This window comes from Rhodococcus sp. WMMA185, from assembly GCF_001767395.1.
In the GTDB taxonomy this organism is placed as follows: Bacteria; Actinomycetota; Actinomycetes; order Mycobacteriales; family Mycobacteriaceae; genus Rhodococcus_F.
Map to the genome: position 1 here is coordinate 617750 of NZ_CP017014.1, position 22541 is coordinate 640290.

Below are 22541 nucleotides of genomic sequence, written 5' to 3' on the forward strand. Positions count from 1 at the left end.
CAACGACGACGAGCGTGATTACAGTGCGCTCGCGTGACTGGCACTTCGGGGCGAATCGAGCCGGGGGTTTAATGTTGGCCCGGCCCGAGCCCGGCGGTGTGTGCGGCGTCGGCGAGGACGGCCTCGAGCATGGCGGGTGTGAGCCGGCCGGTGAAGGTGTTCTGCTGGCTGACGTGGTAGCAACCGAACACATGAAGTGGATCTTCGGCGCCCGGATCACCCGGATGAGGGAGTTCGATGTGCGCTCCGTGCCCGAACGTGGGACGAGGTTTCGGAATCTGCCACCCGGCGTCGTCGAGGACGGGAAGCAGTGCCTGCCAACCGAAGCTGCCGAGCACGACCACCGATCGGAGGCTTGGCTGAAGGATCTTCAGCTCGGAGTCCAGCCAGTGCCTGCAATTCGCACGTTCGGCCGGCGTCGGCTTGTTCGCGGGCGGCGCACAATGCACCGGAGACGTGATGCGGACACCGAACAGTTCGAGGCCGTCGCCGCGGTGCGTCGCAGTCGGCTGACTCGCCAGGCCCACGGCGTGGAGTGCGGCGTAGAGGAAGTCGCCGCTGCGGTCGCCGGTGAACATGCGCCCCGTCCGGTTCGCGCCGTGTGCGGCGGGGGCGAGCCCGACGATCAGCAGGGGTGCATCAGGTGGCCCGAACCCCGGAACCGGTCGGCCCCAGTATGTTTCGTCTCGGAACGAAGCACGCTTGTCCTGGGCGATCTTCTCACGCCACTCGACGAGGCGGGGGCAGACTCGGCATTCGATCAGTTCGGCGTCGAGACTGTCGATATCGGTCAGCGGTGTGCCCACACGTCACCTCCGCCGGGCGTCGCCGACTCGACGAGCGACCATGCCTGCTCGGCGGGAATGTCGATCACCTCGTATTTGCCGGTACCCGCCGGTGTCGCGGCGATGACCGTGGCGACCCCCGCCCTGCGTTGGAAGAACGTCTGACGGACCGTCCACCCGATGATGCCGTCGGACTCGAGGCTGTGCCTGGCGCGGTCGAGCGAACCACTGCGGGTGATCAGCCAGCCCGGGAGCACCGCGTGACCGAGTCCGCGATACCGGTCCCACGCCAGCGCGGCCCCGCCGATAGCGAGTACGACTATCGCCGACCACGCGAGCGCGGGGACTGCATGTCCCGAGGCCTGTACGAGTAGGGCCGCTACGAGAGCGAGTTCGGCGGGGACCAGCCCACGCATGTATCGGCGGCGCTGCGCAGCCGGGCCGTGCTTGGTGAGTGGGGCCGCGACTTGGCGGGTGTCGTGAATGACGGCAGCCATGACCCGCTCGGCTTCCGCACGCGGTGCCTGGGGGAGCAGCAGGGAGGACTCCCGTTTCTCGGCGGGCACGCCGGTCATGATGGCGTCGAGGCGGGCGCCGCCCGCGAGCCGGAGGAGGAGCGGTTCCCCGAGGGTCGTACCGCGCAGGCGTCGACGGTCCAGTGTGGTCTGGCGGGTTTCGAGAAGGCCGTGACTGACATGGAGGGTGCGGCCGTTGTCGGTGAGCTTCATGTTGCCGTAGGTGACAAGGTATCGCACGCTGGCCAGTGCGCTCGCCACGATCAGGAGGACGAGAACGCCCAGGGCGACGGCAACCACGATCCCGAACCGTTCCGCGGATTCGATTCCGTCGGAGATGGTTGTCGATCGCGCGAAAGTGTCGACGACCCCGTATTGGATTGCCAGGCCTGCGATGGCCGCGATCGTCACCACTCCGGTCGCCGAGAACGGTGCGTAGCGGACCCAACCCGGGTTCCAGTGCCCGATTTCGTTTGCCGCCGGCTCACGCTCCACCGCGGCCCGCTCGGTGGAGGCGATCGGTTGGCGCGCGAGCAGTGCTGCGCGCAGGTCGGGAACCAGATGGGAGGAGAGGGCGTTGAGCTCGAACTTCGCTGCGTCGGGTTTGGATCCAACTTGCTGGCCGGTGCCGATCCGGACGACCGACAGCCCGAGTAGGCGATGCAAGATCCCCGCTTTCACATCGACGGACCGAATTCTGTTGCGGGGAATGGATAGAAGCCGCTTGCGGAAGAGCCCCTGGCGTAGCTGAACGTGGACCGGACCGATGCGGTAGCTCGTGGTGAACCAGCGCGAGACGCCATATACGAGGAAGACCACGATCGCGACCAGGACCCACTGGTAGTTTCCGCTCTGGCTGCCGATCACCAGTGAGATCAGCACCAGGGGCGCAAGTGTGACGATCTCGTTGATGGGGTGCACGAGCAACATCCGCTTGTCGAGGCGGAGCCACGGTTGCCCCTGCTCTGCCGCGATAGCCGCCTCGCCCTCGTCTATCGGGGGCGCGACGCCGGGTTCGGGTGTCTGGCTCACGTGGCGTCACCGACATTCGTTCCCGCGATCTCGGTGAGCCTTGCTACGGTGCGGTCTGCTGTGTCCTGATCGAGGGCCGAGATCGTGACAGCTCCCGCGGACGACGCGGTGGTGACGGTCACGGTCGCCAATCCCAGCATGCGGTCGATGGGTCCGCGTTCGGTGTCGACGGTCTGCACCCGCGAGATGGGAGCGATCCGGCGCTCCTGGGTGAACCATCCGGTGCGGGTGTAGACGGCGGTGTCGCTGATCTCCCACCGATGCACGCGATACCGCCAGAACGGGACGACGGCTATGTGGACGACCGCGAACACGAGCGTGACTGCGAGAACGGTGAGGTGGATCCAGGCGGCCCACCAGTGGAAGACGAGCGCCAGCGCTTGCACCATGAATACCGGGAGCCACATCAGGGCGGCATTGATCGCCCACAGCTGTTTGGCTCTGGGGTCGGGCCGCCACGCCGGTTCCGCCATAGTGACGATGCTGGGCTTGGTCATGCCTTTACTTTGGTCGCACACGGACATTCTGTCGAGAACCGTCCTATCGTAGGAAGAGCCCCCCGCAGCAATAAGGAGCCCAGCAATGACGTCATTTGATGCGGCCGATTCATCGGAGGTTCCCGAGGCCGACCGCGTGGAACAGAATCTCACCATCGGCGAGGACGTCCCCGATCAGGTGGGAGACGAGTCGTCGCTGGAAGTGAACGAAGCGGATGCGGCGGAGCAGAGCCGAGTGGTTCCGGACGATGAGGAATACCCCAGAGAATAGAACGATCTGCCGCCAAAGGCATGGTGGGTGGCAGTGAGCATCATCGATGGCGCATGATCGCTGGGTGACCAATTCGCCTGAAGAAGCCGGCCCACCCACGATGCTCCCGATGCCGGGTGTCCGGGTGGCAACCCCGTCCGGCGCGTCGGAACAGCAAGTGGCACCTTCCTCCTCAGCCATGCGGCGGGCACTGCGGCGAGCCCGCGACGGTGCCACCCTGAACGTGGACGAAGCGACGATTCTGCTGCAAGCTCGCGGCACAGACCTGGAGGATCTGTGTTCGTCCGCCGGGAAGGTCCGCGATGCGGGACTTCTCGAGGCAGGGCGTCCGAAGTCGGTCACGTATTCGCGCAAGGTGTTCATCCCGCTGACCCGGCTGTGTCGGGACAAGTGCCACTACTGCACCTTCGTGACGGTGCCGGGCAAGTTGCGAGCAGAGGGTCGCGGAGCGTATCTCGAGCCGGACGAGGTGCTCGACATTGCTCGTCGAGGTGCCGAACTGGGCTGTAAGGAAGCCCTCTTCACCCTCGGTGATCGCCCCGAGGGCAGGTGGCCCGACGCCAAGCAGTGGCTCGACGAGCGCGGCTACGATTCGACGCTCGACTACTTGCGGGCCATGTCGATCCGCGTCCTCGAGGAGACCGGACTGCTGCCCCACCTGAACCCCGGTGTGATGAGCTGGGAGGAGATTTCCCGGCTCAAACCGGTCGCGCCGTCGATGGGGATGATGCTCGAGACCACGTCCGAGCGGTTGTTCACCGACAAGGGCGAGTGTCATTACGGCAGCCCGGACAAGGATCCCGCGGTGCGGTTGCGCACCCTGACCGACGCGGGTCGATTGAGCGTGCCGTTCACGACGGGCATTCTGGTCGGCATCGGGGAGACCATACGCGAACGTGCGGAATCGATAATGGCGATTCGGAAGTCACACAAGGCATTCGGGCATGTTCAGGAAGTGATCGTGCAGAACTTCCTGGCCAAGCCGGACACCGCGATGCGGGATTCACCGGACGCCGGACTCGAGGAGTTCCTCGCGACCATCGCCGTGGCACGGCTCCTGCTGGGGCCGGGAATGCGGATCCAATCACCGCCGAACCTGGTGTCGAACACCGAATGCCTGGCATTGCTGGGTGCGGGTGTCGACGACTGGGGCGGTGTGTCGCCGCTGACCCCTGACCACGTCAACCCGGAACGTCCGTGGCCGAACCTGGACACCCTGGCCGAGATCACCGCCGAGGGCGGGTTCGAGCTCACCGAGCGCACCGCTGCGCAGCCGCAGTTCGTACTGGCCGGCTCGCCGTGGATCGACCCGCGCGTCACAGGGCACGTGCAGGCTCTTGCTGACCCACACACCGGATTGGCGAGGCCGGACGCCATGCCGGTGGGGCTGCCGTGGCAGGAACCGGACGAGTCGTGGGAGTCGACAGGCCGGGTGGATCTGAACACCGAAATCGACACCGACGGCCGTAACACCGTGACGCGCAGCGACCTCGGCAGCGCGTTCGGTGACTGGGAGACGGTCAGGGAGCAGGTGCTCGAGCTCAGCGGTCCGGCGCGGGTGGATACCGATGTCCTCGCGGCCCTACGGAGCGCGGAGCGGGATCCGGCAGGGTGTACCGACGACGAGTATCTCGCCCTGGCAACGGCGGACGGGCCCGGACTCGAGGCTATGGTGGCGCTCGCCGATCAACTCCGCGCAGACGTAATCGGCGACGAGGTCACCTACGTGGTGAACCGGAACATCAACTTCACCAACATCTGCTACACAGGTTGCCGTTTTTGCGCGTTCGCGCAGCGCAAGGGCGACGCGGACGCCTTCACACTGTCGATGAAGGACGTGGGGGACAGGGCCTGGGAGGCGCATGTCGCGGGTGCTACCGAAGTGTGCATGCAGGGCGGTATCGACCCGGAACTTCCGGTCACCGGGTACGCAGATCTGGTACGAGCGGTCAAGGAACGAGTGCCGTCGATGCACGTTCATGCGTTCAGTCCGATGGAGATCGTCAACGGCGCCTCCCGGAGCGGGCAGAGCGTGCGCGAGTGGCTGACCGAACTGCGTGAGGCCGGCCTCGACACGATTCCCGGCACGGCGGCGGAGATCCTCGACGACGAGGTGCGTTGGATACTCACCAAGGGCAAACTGCCCACCGCAACCTGGGTCGACGTGGTGACCACGGCGCACGAGGTGGGACTGCGGTCGAGTTCGACCATGATGTACGGCCACGTCGACAATCCCAAACATTGGGTCGGGCATCTTCGGGTTCTGTGCGGAATCCAAGACAAGACAGGCGGATTCACCGAGTTCGTTCCGCTGCCGTTCGTGCATCAGAGTTCGCCTCTGTATCTTGCGGGCGCCTCGCGTCCCGGTCCGACCAACCGGGACAATCGCGCCGTCCATGCGCTGGCTCGGATCATGTTGCACGGCAGGATATCGAACATCCAGACCAGCTGGGTCAAACTCGGCGTCACCGGTACTCAGGTGATGCTGCAGGGCGGAGCCAACGACCTCGGCGGCACTTTGATGGAAGAGACCATCTCCCGCATGGCCGGCTCCCAGTACGGATCGGAAAAGACGATCCAGGAACTGCGGGCCATCGCCGAGGGGGTCGGACGCCCCGCGGCCGAGCGAACCACGACATACGCACGGGTCGCGGAAAGGACACCGATCGGCTGAGCGGGTGGGTTGGCGGCACCCACCTTCCGTACAGAGAGACAGCGCGCTCTCCTGACCCCTACCGCCGGGGGTCAGGAGGGAACGCAATAGTAGTGTCTCTCGGGCGGAAACAAGTGCCCGTACCCCGTACTATTTGCGTCAGAAAGGCTGGGAGGCCTGCAGTGCCCTACACGATTGCGGAACCTTGTGTGGATGTCCTGGACAAGGCATGCATCGAGGAATGCCCTGTCGACTGCATCTACGAGGGCGGGCGGATGCTCTACATCCATCCCGACGAATGCGTGGACTGCGGCGCGTGTGAACCCGTTTGCCCCGTCGAAGCCATCTTCTACGAAGACGACGTCCCCGAAGAGTGGAACGCCTACATCGCCGCGAACGTCGACTTCTTCGACGACCTCGGTTCTCCCGGCGGCGCGGCCAAACTGGGTAAGGTCGACTACGACCCGCCGTTCATCAAGGCTCTGCCTCCGATGGGTGAGGACTAGATGTGGCCCGTATACCGGTAGCCGGCGTTCTACCTGATTTTCCCTGGGACTCGCTCGAGTCGGCGAAGGCCAAGGCCCTCGCGCACCCGGGCGGTATCGTCAACCTGTCGGTCGGTACCCCGGTCGATCCTGTCGCACCGATCATCCAGGACGCGCTGGCTGCGGTGGCCGCTGTTCCGGGCTATCCGACGACGCACGGGACGGCCGATCTGCGGCGTGCGGCGACCTCGGCGCTGCAGCGCCGCTACGGAATCACCGGCATCGATCCGGCGGCGGTGTTGCCGGTGATCGGCACCAAGGAACTCATCGCCGGGCTGCCGAGCCTCCTCGGACTCGGGAGCGATGACCTCGTGGTCATTCCGGAGTTGGCTTACCCCACTTACGAGGTCGGCGCTCTGCTGGCCGGTGCCAGAGTTCTTCGGGCTGACGGACTCAACCGACTCGGACCCGAGGGTGCGTCGCTGGTCTTTGTGAATTCGCCATCGAATCCCACTGGCAAGGTGCTCGGCCTCGAGCATCTTCGTAAGGTGGTCGATTGGGCGCGCGGTCGTGGCGCGATCGTGGTGGCCGACGAATGCTATCTGGGGTTGACCTGGGAAGGCGAGGCGCTGTCGATCCTCGACCCACGCGTGAACGACGGCGACCTGACCGGGTTGCTTGCGGTGCACTCGCTGTCGAAGACGTCCAATCTCGCGAGCTATCGTGCGGGCTTCGTCACCGGCGATCCGGCGTTGGTGGCCGAACTTCTCGAGGTGCGCAAGCACGCGGGCATGATGGTTCCGCTACCGATCCAGTCGGCGATGACCGCGGCGCTCACTGACGATGCCCACGAGAACGAGCAGCGTGAGCGCTATCGCCGACGCCGCGAGATTCTTCTCGCAGCTGTTCGGGGTGCCGGATTCTCCGTCGACAATTCCGAGGCCGGTTTGTATCTGTGGGCGACTCGAGGACAAGCCTGCAGGGACACAGTCGATTGGTTCGCCGATCGTGGAATCCTCGTCGCGCCCGGCGAGTTCTACGGTCCCGCCGGTCGCGCTCACGTCCGCATCGCTCTCACTGCCACAGACGAACGGATCGCGGCCGCGGCCGAGCGGCTGGGCTGACCGAACTGCCCACTCGTCCGGCGAGTCGAAACCGGGTCGGAACCCGAGTGCAGCGCTAATCTGGGCACAGGGTTCCTCACGGGCGGGTCGCCCCAAGCCCTGTGCGCGGGTCGCACCAAGCCCTGTGCGCGGGTCTTCCCGCCCGGGTCTGGTTCCCGGTCGCAGTTCCTCACGATCTGAGGGCAGGAGGCAGACAGCATGGACGCCATCACCGAGGTTCCGAGTCCTACCAACGAGCCGGTCCACACGTACGCGCCGGGCAGTCCCGAGCGTTCCCGAGTGCGGTCCGCGCTTGTCGACATCGCCACGAATCCCGTCGACATTCCGCACGTGATCGGTGGGAAGCACCGTCACGGTGACGGCGACAGCGTCGATGTTGTGCAACCGCACCGGCACTCTGCGGTGCTCGGCACGTTGCGCAATGCAACGCACGATGATGCCTCGGCTGCGATCGAGGCGGCCACGGCTGCTGCACCGCAATGGCGGGCGCTTTCGTTCGACGACCGAGCGGCCATCATCTTGCGCGCCGCTGATCTGTTGTCCGGGCCGTGGCGCGAGACGCTGGCCGCCGCGACGATGCTGGGGCAGTCGAAGTCGATCCAGCAAGCCGAGATCGACGCGCCGTGTGAGCTGATCGACTTTTGGCGCTTCAACGTTCATTTCGCGCGGCAGATCCTCGCAGATCAGCCGATCTCCTCACCCGGTGTGTGGAACAGGCTCGAGTATCGGCCACTCGAGGGTTTCGTCTATGCGATCACGCCGTTCAATTTCAGTGCGATCGCGGGCAATCTGCCGACCTCCCCGGCGCTGATGGGTAACACGGTGATCTGGAAACCGTCACCTACGCAGACGGTCGCCGCGTACTGGACCATGAAACTGCTCGAGGCAGCGGGAATGCCCCCCGGGGTGATCAACCTCCTCACCGGAGATGGGCAGGCGGTGTCGGACGTTCTGCTGAGCGATCCGCGCCTCGCCGGTATCCACTTCACGGGTTCGACCCGGACATTCCAGCATCTATGGAGCGAGGTAGGCGCGAATATCGGTAAGTACCAAGGCTATCCCCGGTTGGTGGGAGAGACAGGCGGAAAGGACTTCGTGGTTGCACACGCCTCGGCGAACGAGTCGGTGCTGCGGACGGCGCTGATTCGGGGCGCCTTCGAATATCAGGGCCAGAAGTGCTCGGCCGCGTCGCGCGCGTACATCCCCAAGTCGTTGTGGCGGAAGATGCATGACACGTTCGCAGCGGAGGTCGACGCGCTCGCCTACGGCGATGTGACGGACTTCGGGAATTTCGGAGGAGCGCTCATCGACCGGCGGGCATATGAGAAGAACGTCGCGGCCATCGAACGGGCGCGGGGTACAGCAGGGGTTGAAGTTGCGGTTGGCGGCAAATACGACGACGGCGTCGGTTGGTTCGTCCGTCCTACCGTGCTCCTGGCCGAGGACCCCGCAGCGGAAGCAATGACCACCGAGTATTTCGGGCCGATCCTTACGGTGCACGTCTACGACGACTCGGTGCCGAACGCGTTCGCGGACGTGCTCTCCGCGGTCGACTCTGCGGCTCCGTATGCGCTGACCGGTGCGGTCATCGCCGATGACCGCAGCGCTATCGACCTAGCCATGTCGGAGCTCCGGTTCACGGCTGGGAACTTCTACGTCAATGACAAGCCCACCGGTGCTGTCGTGGGGCAGCAACCGTTCGGCGGTGCCCGCGCGTCCGGTACCAACGACAAGGCCGGTTCCAAGATAAACCTCCTCAGGTGGGTCTCCGCACGCACCATCAAGGAGACGTTCGTTCCGGCGACCGATCATCGGTACCCGCACATGGGGCAGGAATGAGAGCACCGACGGTCCTGGCGAACCCGCTCCGTCCCGCAATCCTCGCCGCGGCCCGGTCGAGCAGTGTGAAGCGGGCCGTTACGCACGCGCCGATTACGCGGAAGCTCGTCGACCGGTTCGTGGCCGGCGAGAGCCGGGAAGCGGCGGTGGAGTGTGTCCGCGAGGTCCTCGCATCGGGTCGGTCGGTCTCGATCGATTTCCTCGGTGAAGACACCCGTGATGCGGCCGGGGCGCAGGCCATGGTCGACGAGTATCTGAAACTCGTCGCCGATCTCGGAGCGCTGCCGGAGGCGGCATCGGGGCCGGGTGTTCGACGACTCGAAGTGTCGCTGAAGTTGTCAGCGCTCGGATTGGCACTTGCCGGCGACGGTCGCCGGGTCGCCACCGAGAACGCTCGAGCGATCTGCGCCGCCGCCGAGGCCGCCGGAATCTGGGTCACCGTTGATGCGGAAGACCACACCACCACCGATTCGACCCTGGCGATCGTCCGTGAGCTCCGTAGTGACTTTCCGTGGCTGGGAGCGGTCTTGCAGGCGTATCTGCGACGTACCGAGGACGACTGCCTCGACCTGGCCGGGCCGGGTTCACGGATCAGGCTCTGCAAGGGTGCGTACAGCGAACCGGAGTCCGTGGCGTTCAAGAACCACGCCGAGGTGGACGCGTCATACCAGCGGTGTCTCGAGATCCTGATGACTGGCGCCGGTTACCCGATGGTGGCCTCGCACGATCCCGCGATCGTGGCCGCGGTTGCTCCCTTGGTTGCACGCACGTCCCGCGCGGTAGACGCGTATGAGCACCAGATGCTGTTCGGGATCCGGGACGTCGAGCAACGTCGTCTGGCCAGCCAGGGCAAGCAGGTTCGGGTGTACATACCGTACGGGCATCAGTGGTACCCGTACTTCATGCGTCGATTGGCAGAGCGGCCCTCGAACCTGCGGTTCTTCCTCCGCTCGGTAGCGTCTCGGGACTGACCGGGCCTCCTCCTCCGCCGCAATCAACCGGATCCAGACCGTTGTAGAGTTTCTCGGTGACCACTTCCGGTGAGGGCTGGACCAGTTTGGTCCTTTTCGCGGTGGTCATCCTGCTCTCTTCGCTATCGGGTCGGACCAGGCTCGGCGAGACGCTATTCGCTCGTCCACCTCGTACCGCGGTGGTGCTGTGGTTGGTGGTCGCTGTGCCGTCGCTGGTGCAGCTGATCTTCCCCGCCATTCTCGACGCCCTCGAGCGGGATCCGAACCTGATCCGAGACGATCAGTGGTGGCGGATCCTCACGTCGGTGGCAGTGCAGGGCGGCGGACCGGTCGCAGCCGTGGCGGGTCTCGCGGTTCTCGCCTGGGTGGCACCGATATGCGTCCGAGTCTGGGGTGGTTTCAGAGCCGTTTTGTTGTTCGTGGCCGGCCAGATCATATTCGGCCTGTTCACCGCGTTCCTCTTCCCCTCAACCGGTGCCGGGAACCTGGGCGCCACTCTCGCCCTGGCCGCGTCTGTTGCCGGTCTGGTGGTGATGCAGTCGAAGCAGTGGAGCGCGCTCGCTGCAAGCGGCGGGATCGTGCTGGCCGGTGTCCTACTGATAGCGGTTGGCGATGCCCACGGACTCGCCGTTCTGACCGGGACGCTACTCGGTGCGGCACTGACCACGGTGAGTCCGCCACCGGTCTACTCGGGTGGCCCCTATCGGTCTTTGTGACAAGCTGTGACTGTGCTGCTGAGATCTCTCAATCCGCTGGCCGTCGCCCAGGGCGACGACATTCCCGACGCAGTCCGGATCGGTGACACGACACTGTCGCGCGGTGACGTGCTCGGTGCGGCCACCTCGGTAGCCGAACGCATCTCTCGCGCCGATCGTGTGGCGATCCTCGCGACCCCCAGCGTCACCACCGTTCTCGCCGTGGTCGGCTGTCTCATCGCGGGGGTGACGGCGGTCCCGGTTCCCCCCGATTCCGGCCCCGCCGAGATGGGCCACATTCTGCGAGACTCCGGTGCGCAGGCGTGGCTCGGCGAGGTGCCCGCGGATCCGCAAGGCCTGCCTGTCGTTCCAGTCCGTGTACATGCTCGGTCCTGGCACAGCTACCCGGAGCCACCCGATTCGTCCGTCGCGTTCGTGCTCTACACATCCGGCACGACGGGTCCGCCCAAGGGGGTCTTGCTCAGTAGGAAGGCCATCGCAGCCAATCTCGACGCACTTGCGGAGGCATGGCAGTGGACCAGCGACGATACGCTGGTCCAAGGTCTTCCGCTGTTCCACCTGCACGGATTGGTCCTCGGTGTATTGGGTCCGCTACGAATCGGCAGCCGTCTCATTCATACCGTCAAGCCCACCCCCGCGGCGTACGCTGCCGCCGGCGGAACGATGTACTTCGGTGTTCCGACGGTGTGGAGCCGGGTCGCCGACGATCCCGAGTCGGCGCGCGCGCTCTCGAGCGCGCGACTGCTTGTGTCGGGCAGTGCGCCGCTGCCCTTGCCGGTATTCGAGAAGATTCGGGAGTTGACCGGTCTCGCACCGATAGATCGGTACGGCATGAGTGAGACGATGCTGACGATCAGCACCAGAGCGGACGGTGAGCGCCGCCCGGGCTCGGTCGGTATGCCGCTCCGCGGCATCGAGACCCGGCTGCGAGACGAGCACGGCGGCGACGTTCCCCACGACGGAGAATCGATCGGCGAACTGCAGGTTCGAGGGTCGATGTTCTTCGATGGGTATCTCGGGCGTCCCGAAGCGACCGCCGCATCGTTCACGGAAGACGGCTACTTCAAAACCGGAGACGTCGCCGTCATCGACCCGGACGGGTTCCACCGCATCGTCGGGCGCGCTTCGACGGATCTGATCAAGTCGGGAGGATTCCGGATCGGCGCCGGTGAGGTGGAGGCGTGCCTACTCTGCCACCAGGGTGTGCGGGAAGCGGCCGTGGTCGGAGTGCCGGACCCCGACCTCGGCCAGCGAATCGTCGCCTTCGTGGTGGGGGAGAACGTCTCGGAACCAGAGTTGATCGAGTACGTGGCTTCTGAACTGTCGGTACACAAGCGGCCTCGCGAGATCCGACTGGTGGAGTCATTGCCCCGCAATGAACTGGGAAAGGTGCAGAAGCAGCGACTTCTGTGAAATCGGTAAGGTGGCGTGCGATACCGCCCCGAGACGGATTGGCAGGCACACAGTGAGTGTCGAGAGCATTGTTCAAAGCACCCAGATCGTCCTCGCATCGCGACCTGACGGCGCCCCCACCACCGACAACTTTCGGCTCGAGGCGGTGAACTTACCCGAGCTGACCGATGGCGAGGTGTTGATCCGCATCATCTATCTGTCGCTCGATCCGTACATGCGAGGGCGGATGAGCAGTGCCGAATCGTATGCCGACCCGGTCGAGATCGGCGAGGTGATGGTGGGCGGCACGGTCGGGCAAGTCATCAACTCGCGGCATCAGGGATTCGAGTCCGGTGACTACGTCCTCGCCTCCGCGGGATGGCAGTCGCATGCGGTGGTCGACGGCGCGCACCTGCGCAAACTCGACCCGGCGGTGGCGCCGTTGTCGACCTCCCTCGGTGTCTTGGGCATGCCGGGCTTCACCGCGTACTCCGGGCTGTTGAAGATCGGGCAGCCACAGGAAGGCGAGACCGTGGTGGTCGCGGCCGCCACTGGTCCGGTCGGCTCGGCGGTGGGGCAAATAGCGAAGCGGAAGGGCGCCCGGGCAGTCGGAATCGCAGGCGGTCCGGAGAAGTGCGCGTACCTGCGCGACGAACTCGGCTTCGACGCGGCGGTCGATCACAAGGCCCCTGACTTCGTCGAGCAATTGCGCACCGCGGTCCCGGACGGCATCGACGTCTACTTCGAGAACGTCGGCGGCGAGGTGGCCGAAGCGGTGCTGCCTCTACTGAACCAGTACGCGCGGGTTCCCGTGTGTGGACTGATTGCGCACTACAACGATGCCACAGCTCCCGAGGGGCCCGACCGGTTGCCCGGGTTCTTGAGCCGAGTACTGGTCAAGAGTCTGACCATCCGGGGATTCATCGTGTCCGAATTCGAATCCATGTACGGCGACTTCCTGCGCGACGTGTCTGGGTGGATCAGAGAAGGACGATTCGCCTATCGCGAGGACTTTGTCGACGGAATCGAAAATGCGCCAACGGCTTTCATAGGCCTGCTGGAGGGCAAGAACTTCGGCAAGATGCTGGTGCGGGTCGCCGAGGAGAGCTGACACCGGACATAGCGTTGCACGCGACCGGTCGACGCGGGTATGCCCCGCCCGGGCATTGAACGTCTCGAACATCCGGACCGCAGGGTCGGTTTGCGTTATGCGAGATGGGTGGCGGTCATTTTTCTCAGCGCGTCGACCTATCCGAATACGCGAGACCGCTGTATCTTTGTGTTCCCACAATGTGATGGTCCCGCAATATCGACGGTGCCGGGATTCGTAGCGGGGTGTGGATCAGGGGCGCGTTTTCCGACGTCGGAGTTCCTCGTATGCGTAGCCTTCGGCGGCTCGAATTGGCGCTGGGAACTGTTAGTTGCCATACAGCGAAAGGGGATCGTCTGTGGCCGATCACAATTCGGGGTACGGATCAGCAATAAGGGTGGCAGGTCGGCCGGCGTCTCAGCCGTTGCGGAACTACGGTTCCCTCGCAAGGCACCTGGTTTCTTCGTACGCATCCGAGATCGCATCGCCAGGATCTGTCGAGGTTCCGGGGCCGGGGAAGGAGTCAGAGAGCGACGTCAACGAGGTGACGACGCACTGCCTTCAACTCGGAATCAAGATGCTCGACACCCGTACCGAGATTCGCGACGACGAGTTGGATCCGTTGCGGACCATCGCAGCTCAATGGGCACGGGAGGGGGTGCCCCTGAAATCGGTGCTGCGCGTCTACCACGAGGGAATCCGTATGGGTTGGGACCTGGTGGTGTCGAAGGCGAAGGCGGAGGATCTCGCAGATGTCGTGGCGGGTTCGATTCTGCTGTTGAGTCTGGTCGAGAGCGTGACAGTTGCAGCCACATCCAGCTACATGGCCGAGGTCGAAGCGCTGACGAGTGACCGGAACTCGGCTGCGCAGAATATGGTCACCACGCTGCTCAATGGCCGCAACCCGGTCTCGCTGGCGCGCCAGTCCGGTATCGAACTGGTGGAGAACTATGCGGTGATGGCGCTGTCGGTGCCTCTGGATCGTGAGGATGCGACCTCCCAGATGCACGAATCGGTGGCGGTGCGCCGCCGGACACGCCGGATGCAGGCTGCGGTCTCGGATGCGTGCGGTGGCGCCCCGCTTGCATTGATGGGGGCGGAGGGCGGGACCGTCCTTCTCGACGGGCGGCTATCGGACGATGAACTACGCAACGTCGTGCGCAGGATTGCCGAAGCCGCCGAGTCGGATGTGGTAGCCGCGGTGGCCCCGGCTCGGATCGATCGCATACCGTCGGCAGCAGACGAGGTGCAAGAACTCCTCACCCTGGCGCGGCATTTGGCCAAGCCACCTGGCCTGTATCGGATGGAAGATCTTGCGCTCGAATACCAGATCACCCGGGAGGGTTCGGGAAGAAAGCATTTGGCGAGCCTGCTCGCTCCCCTCGACGGCTCGCCAGAACTCGTCGAGACCCTCGAGGCGCATATCGGCAACGACCTGAATCGCCAGCGAACGTCCAGGCAACTGCATGTTCACGCGAACACGGTCGACTATCGGCTCAAGCGGGTGGCGCAACTGACCGGGTTCGATCCGACACGACCATCTGGCCTGCGGCAACTCCAGGCTGCGCTGACGGCCCGGCGACTCGAGCGAGCGCGACACCGCCACCAGATGTAGCTTCGAGCGCGTCTCTGCCTTCGCGACACCGAGCAATCGTTGCAAGCGATGCGAAACTCGTTCCGACACAGCAAGAAACGTTGTTTCGCTATCGAAATGATTCTGTTGCCGATGTCCGTCCGTTGTGGCGTTGCATGTATTCGCCCCGTCGGATCGGTCCTCCCGCGGCACTAGCCAATCATCAGGCGTTCGTGCTTTGGTGGAAGGTGAGGTGGAACCCGTCGGAGGAGCGAGGTCATGTCCATGTCATTCAGAGGTGTCGCCAATCTCGATATTCGTGATTCGATTCCGGACTGGGGGCCGTACGAGCAGCCGAAGGCCGCACCAGGTTCGCCGAACATTCTCTACATCGTGCTCGACGACGTGGGTTTCGGTGCACTCAGTTGCTACGGCGGACCGATCGAGACCCCCAACATCGATCGGATCGCCTCGAATGGATTGCGCTACGGGCAGTGGCACACTACGGCGCTGTGCTCACCGACCCGATCCTGCCTGCTCACCGGCCGAAACCACACGACCAACGGCATGGGCTGCATCAGCGAGGCCTCCACGGGTTTCCCCGGCTCGAACGGGCACGTCCCACCCGAATGTGCCACACTCGCCGAGATCCTGGTGGATCACGGATTCAGCACGGCGATGGTCGGCAAGTGGCATCTGTGCGCCCAGGACGAGATGAATCTTGCCTCGAGCAAGCGTAATTGGCCGGTCGGGCGCGGCTTCGAGCGTTTCTACGGCTTTCTCGGTGGGGAGACCAATCAGTGGTACCCCGACCTCATTCACGACAACCACCCCGTGGAGCAGCCCTCGACTCCGGAGGAGGGCTATCACTTCGGCGTCGACATCACAGACAAGGCCCTCGAATACCTCGGGGACGTGAAAGCTATTGCCCCGAACCGTCCGGTGTTTCTGTACTACTCTCCGGGGTGCGCGCACGCCCCACATCAGGTGCCCAGCGAATGGTCGGACCGGTACCGGGGCAAGTTCGACGAGGGCTATGAGGTGATGCGCGAGCAGATCCTGGCCAGGCAGAAGGAAATGGGCCTGGTCCCCGAGAACACCGAGCTACCCCCGCTCAACCCGATCGGAACATTCGACACCCGCAGCGGCCCGGATGGTCAGCCCTTCCCGCCACTGGATTTCACCCGACCCTGGGACACTCTCTCCGAGGACGAGAAACGCCTCTTCGCGCGTATGGCCGAGGTGTACGCGGGATTCCTCTCGCACTGCGACGACCAAATCGGTCGCCTCCTGTCCTATCTCGAAGACATCGAGCAACTCGACAACACCATCATCGTCGTCGTCGCCGACAACGGCGCCAGTGGCGAGGGCGGGCCGAACGGTTCGGTCAATGAGAACAAGATGTTCAACGGTGTCCCAGACGACCTCGAGGAAAATCTCTCGCAGTTGGACGAACTGGGCAGTACAACGACGTACAACCACTATCCGAACGGGTGGGCGATGGCCTTTTGCACCCCCTTCAAGTTGTGGAAGCGATACACATTCAACGGCGGCACCTGTGATCCGTGTGTCATCTCCTGGCCCGCCGGCATCGAGGCCCGGGGTGAGACCCGCGACCAGTACCACCATGCCGTAGACCTGGTTCCGACTCTTCTCGACTGCCTCGGCATCGAACTTCCGGAGACGGTGAAGGGCTACACCCAGCGTCCGTTGCAGGGCGTGAGCATGCGTTACAGCTTCGACGCAGCCACCATCCCGACGGCCAAGCACACGCAGTTCTACTCGATGCTCGGGAGCAGGGGTATCTGGCACGAGGGCTGGAAGGCCGTCACCACTCACCCCACGCTCAGCGGGTGGAGTAACTTCTCCGACGACGAATGGGAGCTCTACCACACCGATGTCGACCGCGCCGAACTGCACAACCTCGCTGCCGAGGAACCCGGCAAGCTGGCAGAGCTCGTCGGACTGTGGTTTCACGAGGCCGGCGCGAACCAGGCATTCCCGCTCGACGACCGCGCGCCGGTCGAGATTCTCACCGCGCCTCGCCCGCAGCAGGTGGCTCCGCGGAATCGCTATGTCTACCGTCCGGGCGGCGCACCGGTTCCGGAATCTGTTGCGGTCAGCGTCCGTAACCGTGCCTACTCGATCGGTGCGCTCGTCGATGTTCCCGGACGCAGTGCACTCGATTACCTTCTCGAAGAGGGTCCATCCGGGGTTCTGTTCGCGCAGGGGGGACGGTTCGGGGGGCATACGCTCTACGTCAAGGACGACCGACTGCACTACGTCTACAACTTTCTGGGCATCGAGCAGCAGACGATCATCGCAACAGAGGATTTGCCGACCGGCCAAAACCTCATACTGGCGGCATCATTCGACAAGGAGGGCGAGGATCCGCCGGGTACCGCGCGTGGGACCCTGGCACTCTATTACGGTGACCGCAAGGTCGGCGAGGGCGTGATCAGGACCCAGCCCGGTCCGTTCGGTCTTGCCGGTGCCGGACTCACGGTAGGCCGTGGCGGCGCCGACGCTGTCACTGATGACTACCCCGGCGACGCGCCTTGGACGTTCATCGGCGGCCATCTGAAACGAGTGGTCATCGACGTCAGTGGCGAACCATTTGTCGACCTCGAACGTGAAGCGGTTGCTATGCTCTCGCGTGAGTAGCGGTTCCGGTATCGAGGCATTGTCGTAAACGACCGCGCCCGGCCGCCGCTATCGCGCGGGGAGGGGGTGAGCCGTGACGGGCGACGCGGGCGAGGTGCAATTCCGCCAGTTGACGACCCCCCGGTCTGCTGCGGTCGCCGGCATTCTCTTCGCTGTACTGTTCGCGACCAGCTTGATCTTGTTGCGCATAGCGCTGCCCGAAGACCCGCAGGCCGAGCCGACCTGGGCGGGAGACGATGTATCGAGAATTAGCGCCGCGCTGGTGATCGCTCCCTTTGCGGGAATAGCGTTCCTGTGGTTCATCGGAGTCGTGCGCGACCGTTTCGGGCAACTCGAGGACCGATTCTTCTCGACAGTGTTCCTGGGCAGCGGACTGCTGTTCCTTGCCAGCGTATTCGTCTCGATGGCGGTCGCCGGCGGAGTCTTGGCGATCGGTCGGCACTCGGATATTCCCCAGGACATGATCGTGCAGTTCGGCCGGGAGGTGATGCTGCAGATCAACAATGTCTACGCGGTACGTATGGCCGGGGTGTTTATGATTTCGCTGGGAACGATCTGGCTTCGTACTGGACTGATGCCCCGGTGGCTCGCGGTGACAACGTATGTCGTCGCATTGACGTTGCTGCTGGTCGTGAGTCTGAGCCTGTGGGTGACGCTGGTGTTTCCTGCCTGGGTGTTGCTGATCAGCATCTACATCTTGGCCGTTCGCCGGCGGGAATGGCGACTACAAGGCTGACGGGACGTGGGCGACCGGATTTGCTCATCAGGTGTCTGAGGGAAAGGTCTTCGCATCGACATCCTCCCGGATAGGAACTCTCACCATGGATACAGTCAGATTCTTCGAAGTGGCGACACAATCGTTCGAAGTACTCGGTGTTGCGTCGATGGTTCTGGGTTTCGTGTTTGCGTTCGTCCTCGCCGGTCGCGCCTGGAAGCGCACGAGTGATGGTGCTCAGGCATTCAAGACTCTGCGCGAGTCTCTGGGGGGAGCGATTCTGCTCGGGCTCGAACTGCTTGTGGCGGCCGACATCGTCAAGACCGTCACGTCTACCCCTTCGCTGACGGATGCGGCTGTCCTGGGCGTGATCGTGCTGATCCGGACCGTGCTGAGCCTGTCCATCCAGATCGAGATCGAGGGCGTTGCACCGTGGAAGAAGGCATTGGTCACCGGGCCGCAGGTGCTCGCTCGCGCGGCCCGGAAACCACTCCCGCCTGAGCCGAATCCGGGCCGCTGAGATTCAACGGCCCAGATCGGAGAGGAGGTCACATCGGAGAAGCGGTCACACAGTTGCGGGTGAGCGGCGCAGGCGCCTGTTCAAGAATCCCAATGCTGAAATGATCACGAACAGGACCGTTGTGGCGAACAACTGTGCTCGGGCATCGGAGTCGGTGAGCATGATTACGACGAAACCGCCGAGCATCGCGAGCGTCAAGTAGCTGAGCCAGGGGAACAGCCACATTCGCAGGTGCAGCTTCCCCTCTCGCTCGAGGCGGGGACGAAGCCGTAGGTGCGAGACGATGATGAAGACCCAGATGAACAGAAGTGCGGAGCCGACGGCGTTCAGAAGGATCGTCAGAAGCTGGTCGGGCAGCCACCAATTGAGGAACACGCTGACCAACCCGAAGAACACCGACAGCAACACCGCGTACAGCGGTACCCCGGCCTTCGAGATGTGAGTCATGAATGCCGGGCCGTCGCCCCGGCGGGACAACGAGTACGCCATCCGGGACGTGCCGTAGACCTGGGCGTTGAACGCCGAAAGCAGCGCGATCACGACGACCAGTTCCATGAACCCGGCCACGTACGGCAGGTGTGCCTGGTTGAGGACGGCGACGAACGGCCCGCTTCCCTCGTCCGCGGTGGCCCACGGGAGGACCAGGACCATGATCGAGATCGAGCCGACGTAGAACACGCTGATACGCCACACGACGCTGCGCACGGCAAATCCGATAGAGCGCTCGGGATCTTTGGACTCGGCGGCCGCGATGGTCACGATCTCGATGCCGCCGAAGGCGAATGCCACCACCAGCAGTCCAGCGGCGATGCCGGCGAAGCCTTCGGGAATGAACCCGCCGTTGCCGAGAAGATTCGTTGTACCGACCGGCTCGGTATCCGGGAGCAGCCCGAACACCAGCAACACACCGATCACCAGGAACCCGACGATCACGGCGACTTTGATTGCGGCGAACCAAAACTCGAACTCACCGAAGTTGCTGACCTTCGCCAGATTGATCACGGCGAAGAGGACCACGAAGACAAGTGCGACGGTCCACTGCGGTACATCGGGTAGCCACCCGGTCACGATGGCCGAGGCGCCGGTGATCTCGGCGCCGAGCACCATGATCAGCATGAACCAGTACAGCCAGCCCATGACGAATCCGGCCCAGTCGCCGATGCCGATACGCGCGTAGTGCGAGAAGGATCCACTGGCGGGGACCGCACTTCCCATCTCGCCGAGCATTCGCATCACGAAGACGACAATGATGCCTGCGAGAACATAGGAGATGAGGATTGCAGGCCCTGCGGCGGCGATACCGACACCCGACCCCAGGAACAGCCCGGCGCCGATAGCGGACCCGAGGCCCATCATCGTGAGATGTCGGACCTTCAGTCCGCTGCCCAGTCTGTCGTTCGACTCGGTCGGGGTCTCTGACATTCGTGTAGCGCCTACGGGATCGGGTGCGGTGTCCATGATGTCAGTCGTTCGCGTGCAGAACGGTATTGAGCTTCACTCCAGTTCCTTTCCTCGGAACGACCTCGACTGTGCCCGATACCGAGTTGCGGCGCAAGAGCAAATTCGATTGTCCGTTGAGTTCCTTGGCCTTGACCACGGTGCCGTCCGGACCGGTCACCTTGGTGCCTGCGGTCACGTACAAGCCGGCCTCGAGGACGCAGTCGTCGCCCAGCGAAATGCCGAGACCGGAATTGGCGCCAAGGAGGCAGCGCTTGCCGACGGAGATCGTCTCCTTGCCGCCACCGGAAAGGGTGCCCATGATCGAGGCGCCGCCGCCCACGTCGGACCCGTCGTCCACGACGACGCCCGCGGAGATACGGCCCTCGACCATGGAGGTGCCGAGGGTGCCGGCGTTGAAGTTGACGAAGCCCTCGTGCATCACCGTGGTGCCGCTGGCGAGGTGGGCGCCGAGGCGCACGCGGTCCGCGTCGGCGATACGGACGCCGGACGGCACGACATAGTCGACCATCCGAGGGAACTTGTCGACGCTGAGCACGGTAACCGCGCCGCGGATACGGAGGCGCGAACGTACCCTCTCGAAACCTTCCACCGCACACGGCCCGAAGTTGGTCCACACGACGTTGGGCAACAGGCCGAAGAGTCCGTCGAGGTTGATGGAATGTGGGGTCACGAGTCGGTGCGAGAGCAGATGCAGGCGCAGGTATGCGTCGTGGACATCGACCGGTGGTTGAGAAAGGTCGGTGATGGTGGTGCGAACGGCGACCTGTTCCACCTCACGCGCCTCATCGGGCCCGGCGAGCAGTGCCAGATCCGAGGGAATGTCACCACCCTCGATCCGGACGGTGCCGACGCCGTCGAAGCTGCCCAACTCCGGCGCCGGGAACCAGGTGTCGAGGACCGTGCCGTCGACGGTCACATTGGCGATGCCTACTGCGGATGCTCCCTGTGTGCTCACGACAAGACAGGCTACTGTGTCACCAGGATTTGCCGTTTCCGGCGGTCGTCGGTGCGTGGCCCATGAGACTCCTGGGGGCTCGAGGCAGGGTGCGTGACGATGTGCGTCGCACCAACACATGGGGAAGGGGCGGGAGGATGCGAATTCCGCAATTCGGTCGATTCACCGATCACGAACTTCCGTTCGGTGCCACCGATGAGTGACCTGAACCTGCGGGCCGATCCCGTTGAGCTTACGGCTGCGCTGGTGGATATCCCGAGTGTCTCGCGCGACGAGTCGGCGATCGCCGATGCTGTCGAGTCCGCGCTGCGGGAGCAGACCACCGGTTTCGAGATCATTCGCAACGGCAATGCTGTGCTTGCTCGAACCGACCGAGGAATGCCGAGCCGGGTGATACTGGCCGGGCATCTCGACACGGTTCCGATCGCCGACAACGTGCCCTCCCGCCGTGAGGGCGGCATCCTGCACGGCTGCGGGACGGTCGATATGAAGTCGGGTGACGCGGTGTTCCTTCATCTCGCGGCCACCGTCGAGAACCCTGCACATGACCTGACGCTGGTGTTCTACGACTGTGAGGAGATCGCCGCCGTCCACAACGGGCTCGGAAGAATTGAACGTGAGAACCCTGAGTGGCTCAGTGCCGACGTCGCGATCCTAGGGGAACCGACGGACGGATTCATCGAGGCGGGTTGCCAGGGCACCCTGCGTGTCACGCTGACCGCGCGAGGCACCCGTGCGCATTCCGCAAGGTCTTGGCTGGGCGACAACGCTGTGCACCGATTGGCTCCGGTTTTGCAGCGGCTGTCCGAATACACGGCACGCTCGGTGGATATCGACGGCTGCGTGTACCGCGAAGGCCTTTCCGCGGTCCGGATCTCTGGAGGCGTCGCCGGCAACGTCGTTCCGGATGAGGCGGAGATGGATGTCAACTTCCGCTTCGCGCCCGACCGCAGCGCTGAGCAGGCCGTCGATCATGTGCGGGACGTCTTCGCCGGGCTCGACTTGGGTTTCGAGGTGACGGACCTTTCGCCGGGCGCTATGCCCGGTTTGAGCGATCCGGCCGCGGCGGCGTTGATCGACGCAGCGGGCGGACAGTTCCGGGCGAAGTACGGGTGGACGGACGTCTCGCGGTTCTCGGCTCTCGGTATAGCAGCCGTCAATTACGGCCCCGGGGATCCGAACCTGGCGCACAAGCGCGATGAGCGCGTCCCCGTCGCGCAGATCGCCGACGTGACGACGGTTCTGCGTTCCTACCTGACCACGCCTTCACAACCCCTGTGACC

At 64.3% G+C, this 22541-nt stretch carries 19 protein-coding genes; 14 read left to right on the forward strand and 5 right to left on the reverse strand.

Annotated features, from left to right (window positions below):
- Window positions 1-68 precede the first annotated feature (68 nt).
- From BFN03_RS02625 to BFN03_RS02635, 3 genes are read right to left on the reverse strand one after another with little or no spacing between them, the layout of a single operon-like run.
- A complete protein-coding gene (locus BFN03_RS02625; RefSeq protein ID WP_070377698.1) occupies window positions 69-806 on the reverse strand; it encodes a uracil-DNA glycosylase in 738 nt (245 codons plus the stop codon).
- The gene (locus BFN03_RS02630; protein WP_070377699.1) at window positions 791-2332 is read right to left on the reverse strand and encodes a PH domain-containing protein; all 1542 of its coding nucleotides are present in this window, start codon (window positions 2330-2332) and stop codon (window positions 791-793) included. The genes BFN03_RS02625 and BFN03_RS02630 overlap by 16 nt, the downstream gene beginning before the upstream one ends.
- On the reverse strand, window positions 2329-2829 hold the full coding sequence (locus BFN03_RS02635; protein ID WP_070377700.1) for a PH domain-containing protein: 501 nt from the start codon (window positions 2827-2829) through the stop codon (window positions 2329-2331). Before BFN03_RS02635 ends, BFN03_RS02630 begins: the two co-directional genes overlap by 4 nt.
- 85 nt (window positions 2830-2914) lie before the next feature.
- Between BFN03_RS02635 and BFN03_RS02640 the strand changes: the two genes are divergently transcribed.
- The 13 genes from BFN03_RS02640 to BFN03_RS02700 all read left to right on the forward strand — a co-directional run bounded on the left by BFN03_RS02640 (window position 2915) and on the right by BFN03_RS02700 (window position 18842).
- Complete coding sequence (locus tag BFN03_RS02640) at window positions 2915-3100, forward strand: hypothetical protein (protein WP_070377701.1); 186 nt, start codon at window positions 2915-2917, stop codon at window positions 3098-3100.
- A 46-nt stretch (window positions 3101-3146) separates the two neighbouring features.
- Window positions 3147-5774: a bifunctional FO biosynthesis protein CofGH gene (locus BFN03_RS02645; protein WP_070377702.1), complete on the forward strand. Its 2628-nt coding sequence runs from the start codon at window positions 3147-3149 to the stop codon at window positions 5772-5774.
- A gap of 161 nt (window positions 5775-5935) precedes the next feature.
- The gene (gene fdxA / locus BFN03_RS02650) at window positions 5936-6259 is read left to right on the forward strand and encodes a ferredoxin (protein WP_070377703.1); all 324 of its coding nucleotides are present in this window, start codon (window positions 5936-5938) and stop codon (window positions 6257-6259) included.
- A gap of 2 nt (window positions 6260-6261) precedes the next feature.
- Window positions 6262-7362, forward strand: coding sequence for a succinyldiaminopimelate transaminase (gene dapC, locus BFN03_RS02655; RefSeq protein ID WP_070377704.1), 1101 nt, complete (start codon window positions 6262-6264; stop codon window positions 7360-7362).
- Between the two features lie 198 nt (window positions 7363-7560).
- On the forward strand, window positions 7561-9201 hold the full coding sequence (pruA, locus tag BFN03_RS02660) for an L-glutamate gamma-semialdehyde dehydrogenase (RefSeq protein WP_070377705.1): 1641 nt from the start codon (window positions 7561-7563) through the stop codon (window positions 9199-9201).
- Window positions 9198-10172: a proline dehydrogenase family protein gene (locus BFN03_RS02665; protein WP_070377706.1), complete on the forward strand. Its 975-nt coding sequence runs from the start codon at window positions 9198-9200 to the stop codon at window positions 10170-10172. Before pruA ends, BFN03_RS02665 begins: the two co-directional genes overlap by 4 nt.
- A 56-nt stretch (window positions 10173-10228) precedes the next feature.
- The gene (locus BFN03_RS02670; RefSeq protein ID WP_070377707.1) at window positions 10229-10888 is read left to right on the forward strand and encodes a rhomboid family intramembrane serine protease; all 660 of its coding nucleotides are present in this window, start codon (window positions 10229-10231) and stop codon (window positions 10886-10888) included.
- Window positions 10889-10900: 12 nt separating this feature from the next.
- Window positions 10901-12301 (forward strand): acyl-CoA synthetase, encoded by a 1401-nt coding sequence (locus tag BFN03_RS02675; RefSeq protein WP_070380558.1) that lies wholly within the window; start codon window positions 10901-10903, stop codon window positions 12299-12301.
- A gap of 52 nt (window positions 12302-12353) precedes the next feature.
- The gene (locus BFN03_RS02680; RefSeq protein WP_070377708.1) at window positions 12354-13391 is read left to right on the forward strand and encodes an NADP-dependent oxidoreductase; all 1038 of its coding nucleotides are present in this window, start codon (window positions 12354-12356) and stop codon (window positions 13389-13391) included.
- Between the two features lie 337 nt (window positions 13392-13728).
- Window positions 13729-14985 carry a PucR family transcriptional regulator gene (locus BFN03_RS02685; protein ID WP_070377709.1) on the forward strand — a complete coding sequence of 419 codons (1257 nt, stop codon included), beginning with the start codon at window positions 13729-13731 and terminating at the stop codon, window positions 14983-14985.
- A 237-nt stretch (window positions 14986-15222) separates the two neighbouring features.
- Window positions 15223-17607, forward strand: a complete 2385-nt coding sequence (locus BFN03_RS02690) for an arylsulfatase (protein WP_070377710.1) — start codon at window positions 15223-15225, stop codon at window positions 17605-17607.
- 73 nt (window positions 17608-17680) lie between these two features.
- Window positions 17681-18343 (forward strand): hypothetical protein, encoded by a 663-nt coding sequence (locus tag BFN03_RS02695; protein WP_070377711.1) that lies wholly within the window; start codon window positions 17681-17683, stop codon window positions 18341-18343.
- Between the two features lie 85 nt (window positions 18344-18428).
- Complete coding sequence (locus tag BFN03_RS02700; protein WP_070377712.1) at window positions 18429-18842, forward strand: DUF1622 domain-containing protein; 414 nt, start codon at window positions 18429-18431, stop codon at window positions 18840-18842.
- Window positions 18843-18887: 45 nt separating this feature from the next.
- On the opposite strand, the gene BFN03_RS02705 is transcribed toward BFN03_RS02700, so the two are convergent.
- Together BFN03_RS02705 and dapD are read right to left on the reverse strand one after the other, a co-directional pair.
- Entirely contained in the window at window positions 18888-20264 is a 1377-nt protein-coding gene (locus BFN03_RS02705) for an amino acid permease (RefSeq protein ID WP_070377713.1), read from the reverse strand.
- Window positions 20265-20304: 40 nt separating this feature from the next.
- Window positions 20305-21258, reverse strand: coding sequence for a 2,3,4,5-tetrahydropyridine-2,6-dicarboxylate N-succinyltransferase (dapD, locus tag BFN03_RS02710; protein WP_070377714.1), 954 nt, complete (start codon window positions 21256-21258; stop codon window positions 20305-20307).
- 195 nt (window positions 21259-21453) lie between these two features.
- On the opposite strand from dapD, the gene dapE reads away from it, so the two are divergent.
- Window positions 21454-22539, forward strand: coding sequence for a succinyl-diaminopimelate desuccinylase (gene dapE, locus BFN03_RS02715; RefSeq protein WP_070377715.1), 1086 nt, complete (start codon window positions 21454-21456; stop codon window positions 22537-22539).
- The last annotated feature ends 2 nt before the right edge of the window (window positions 22540-22541 follow it).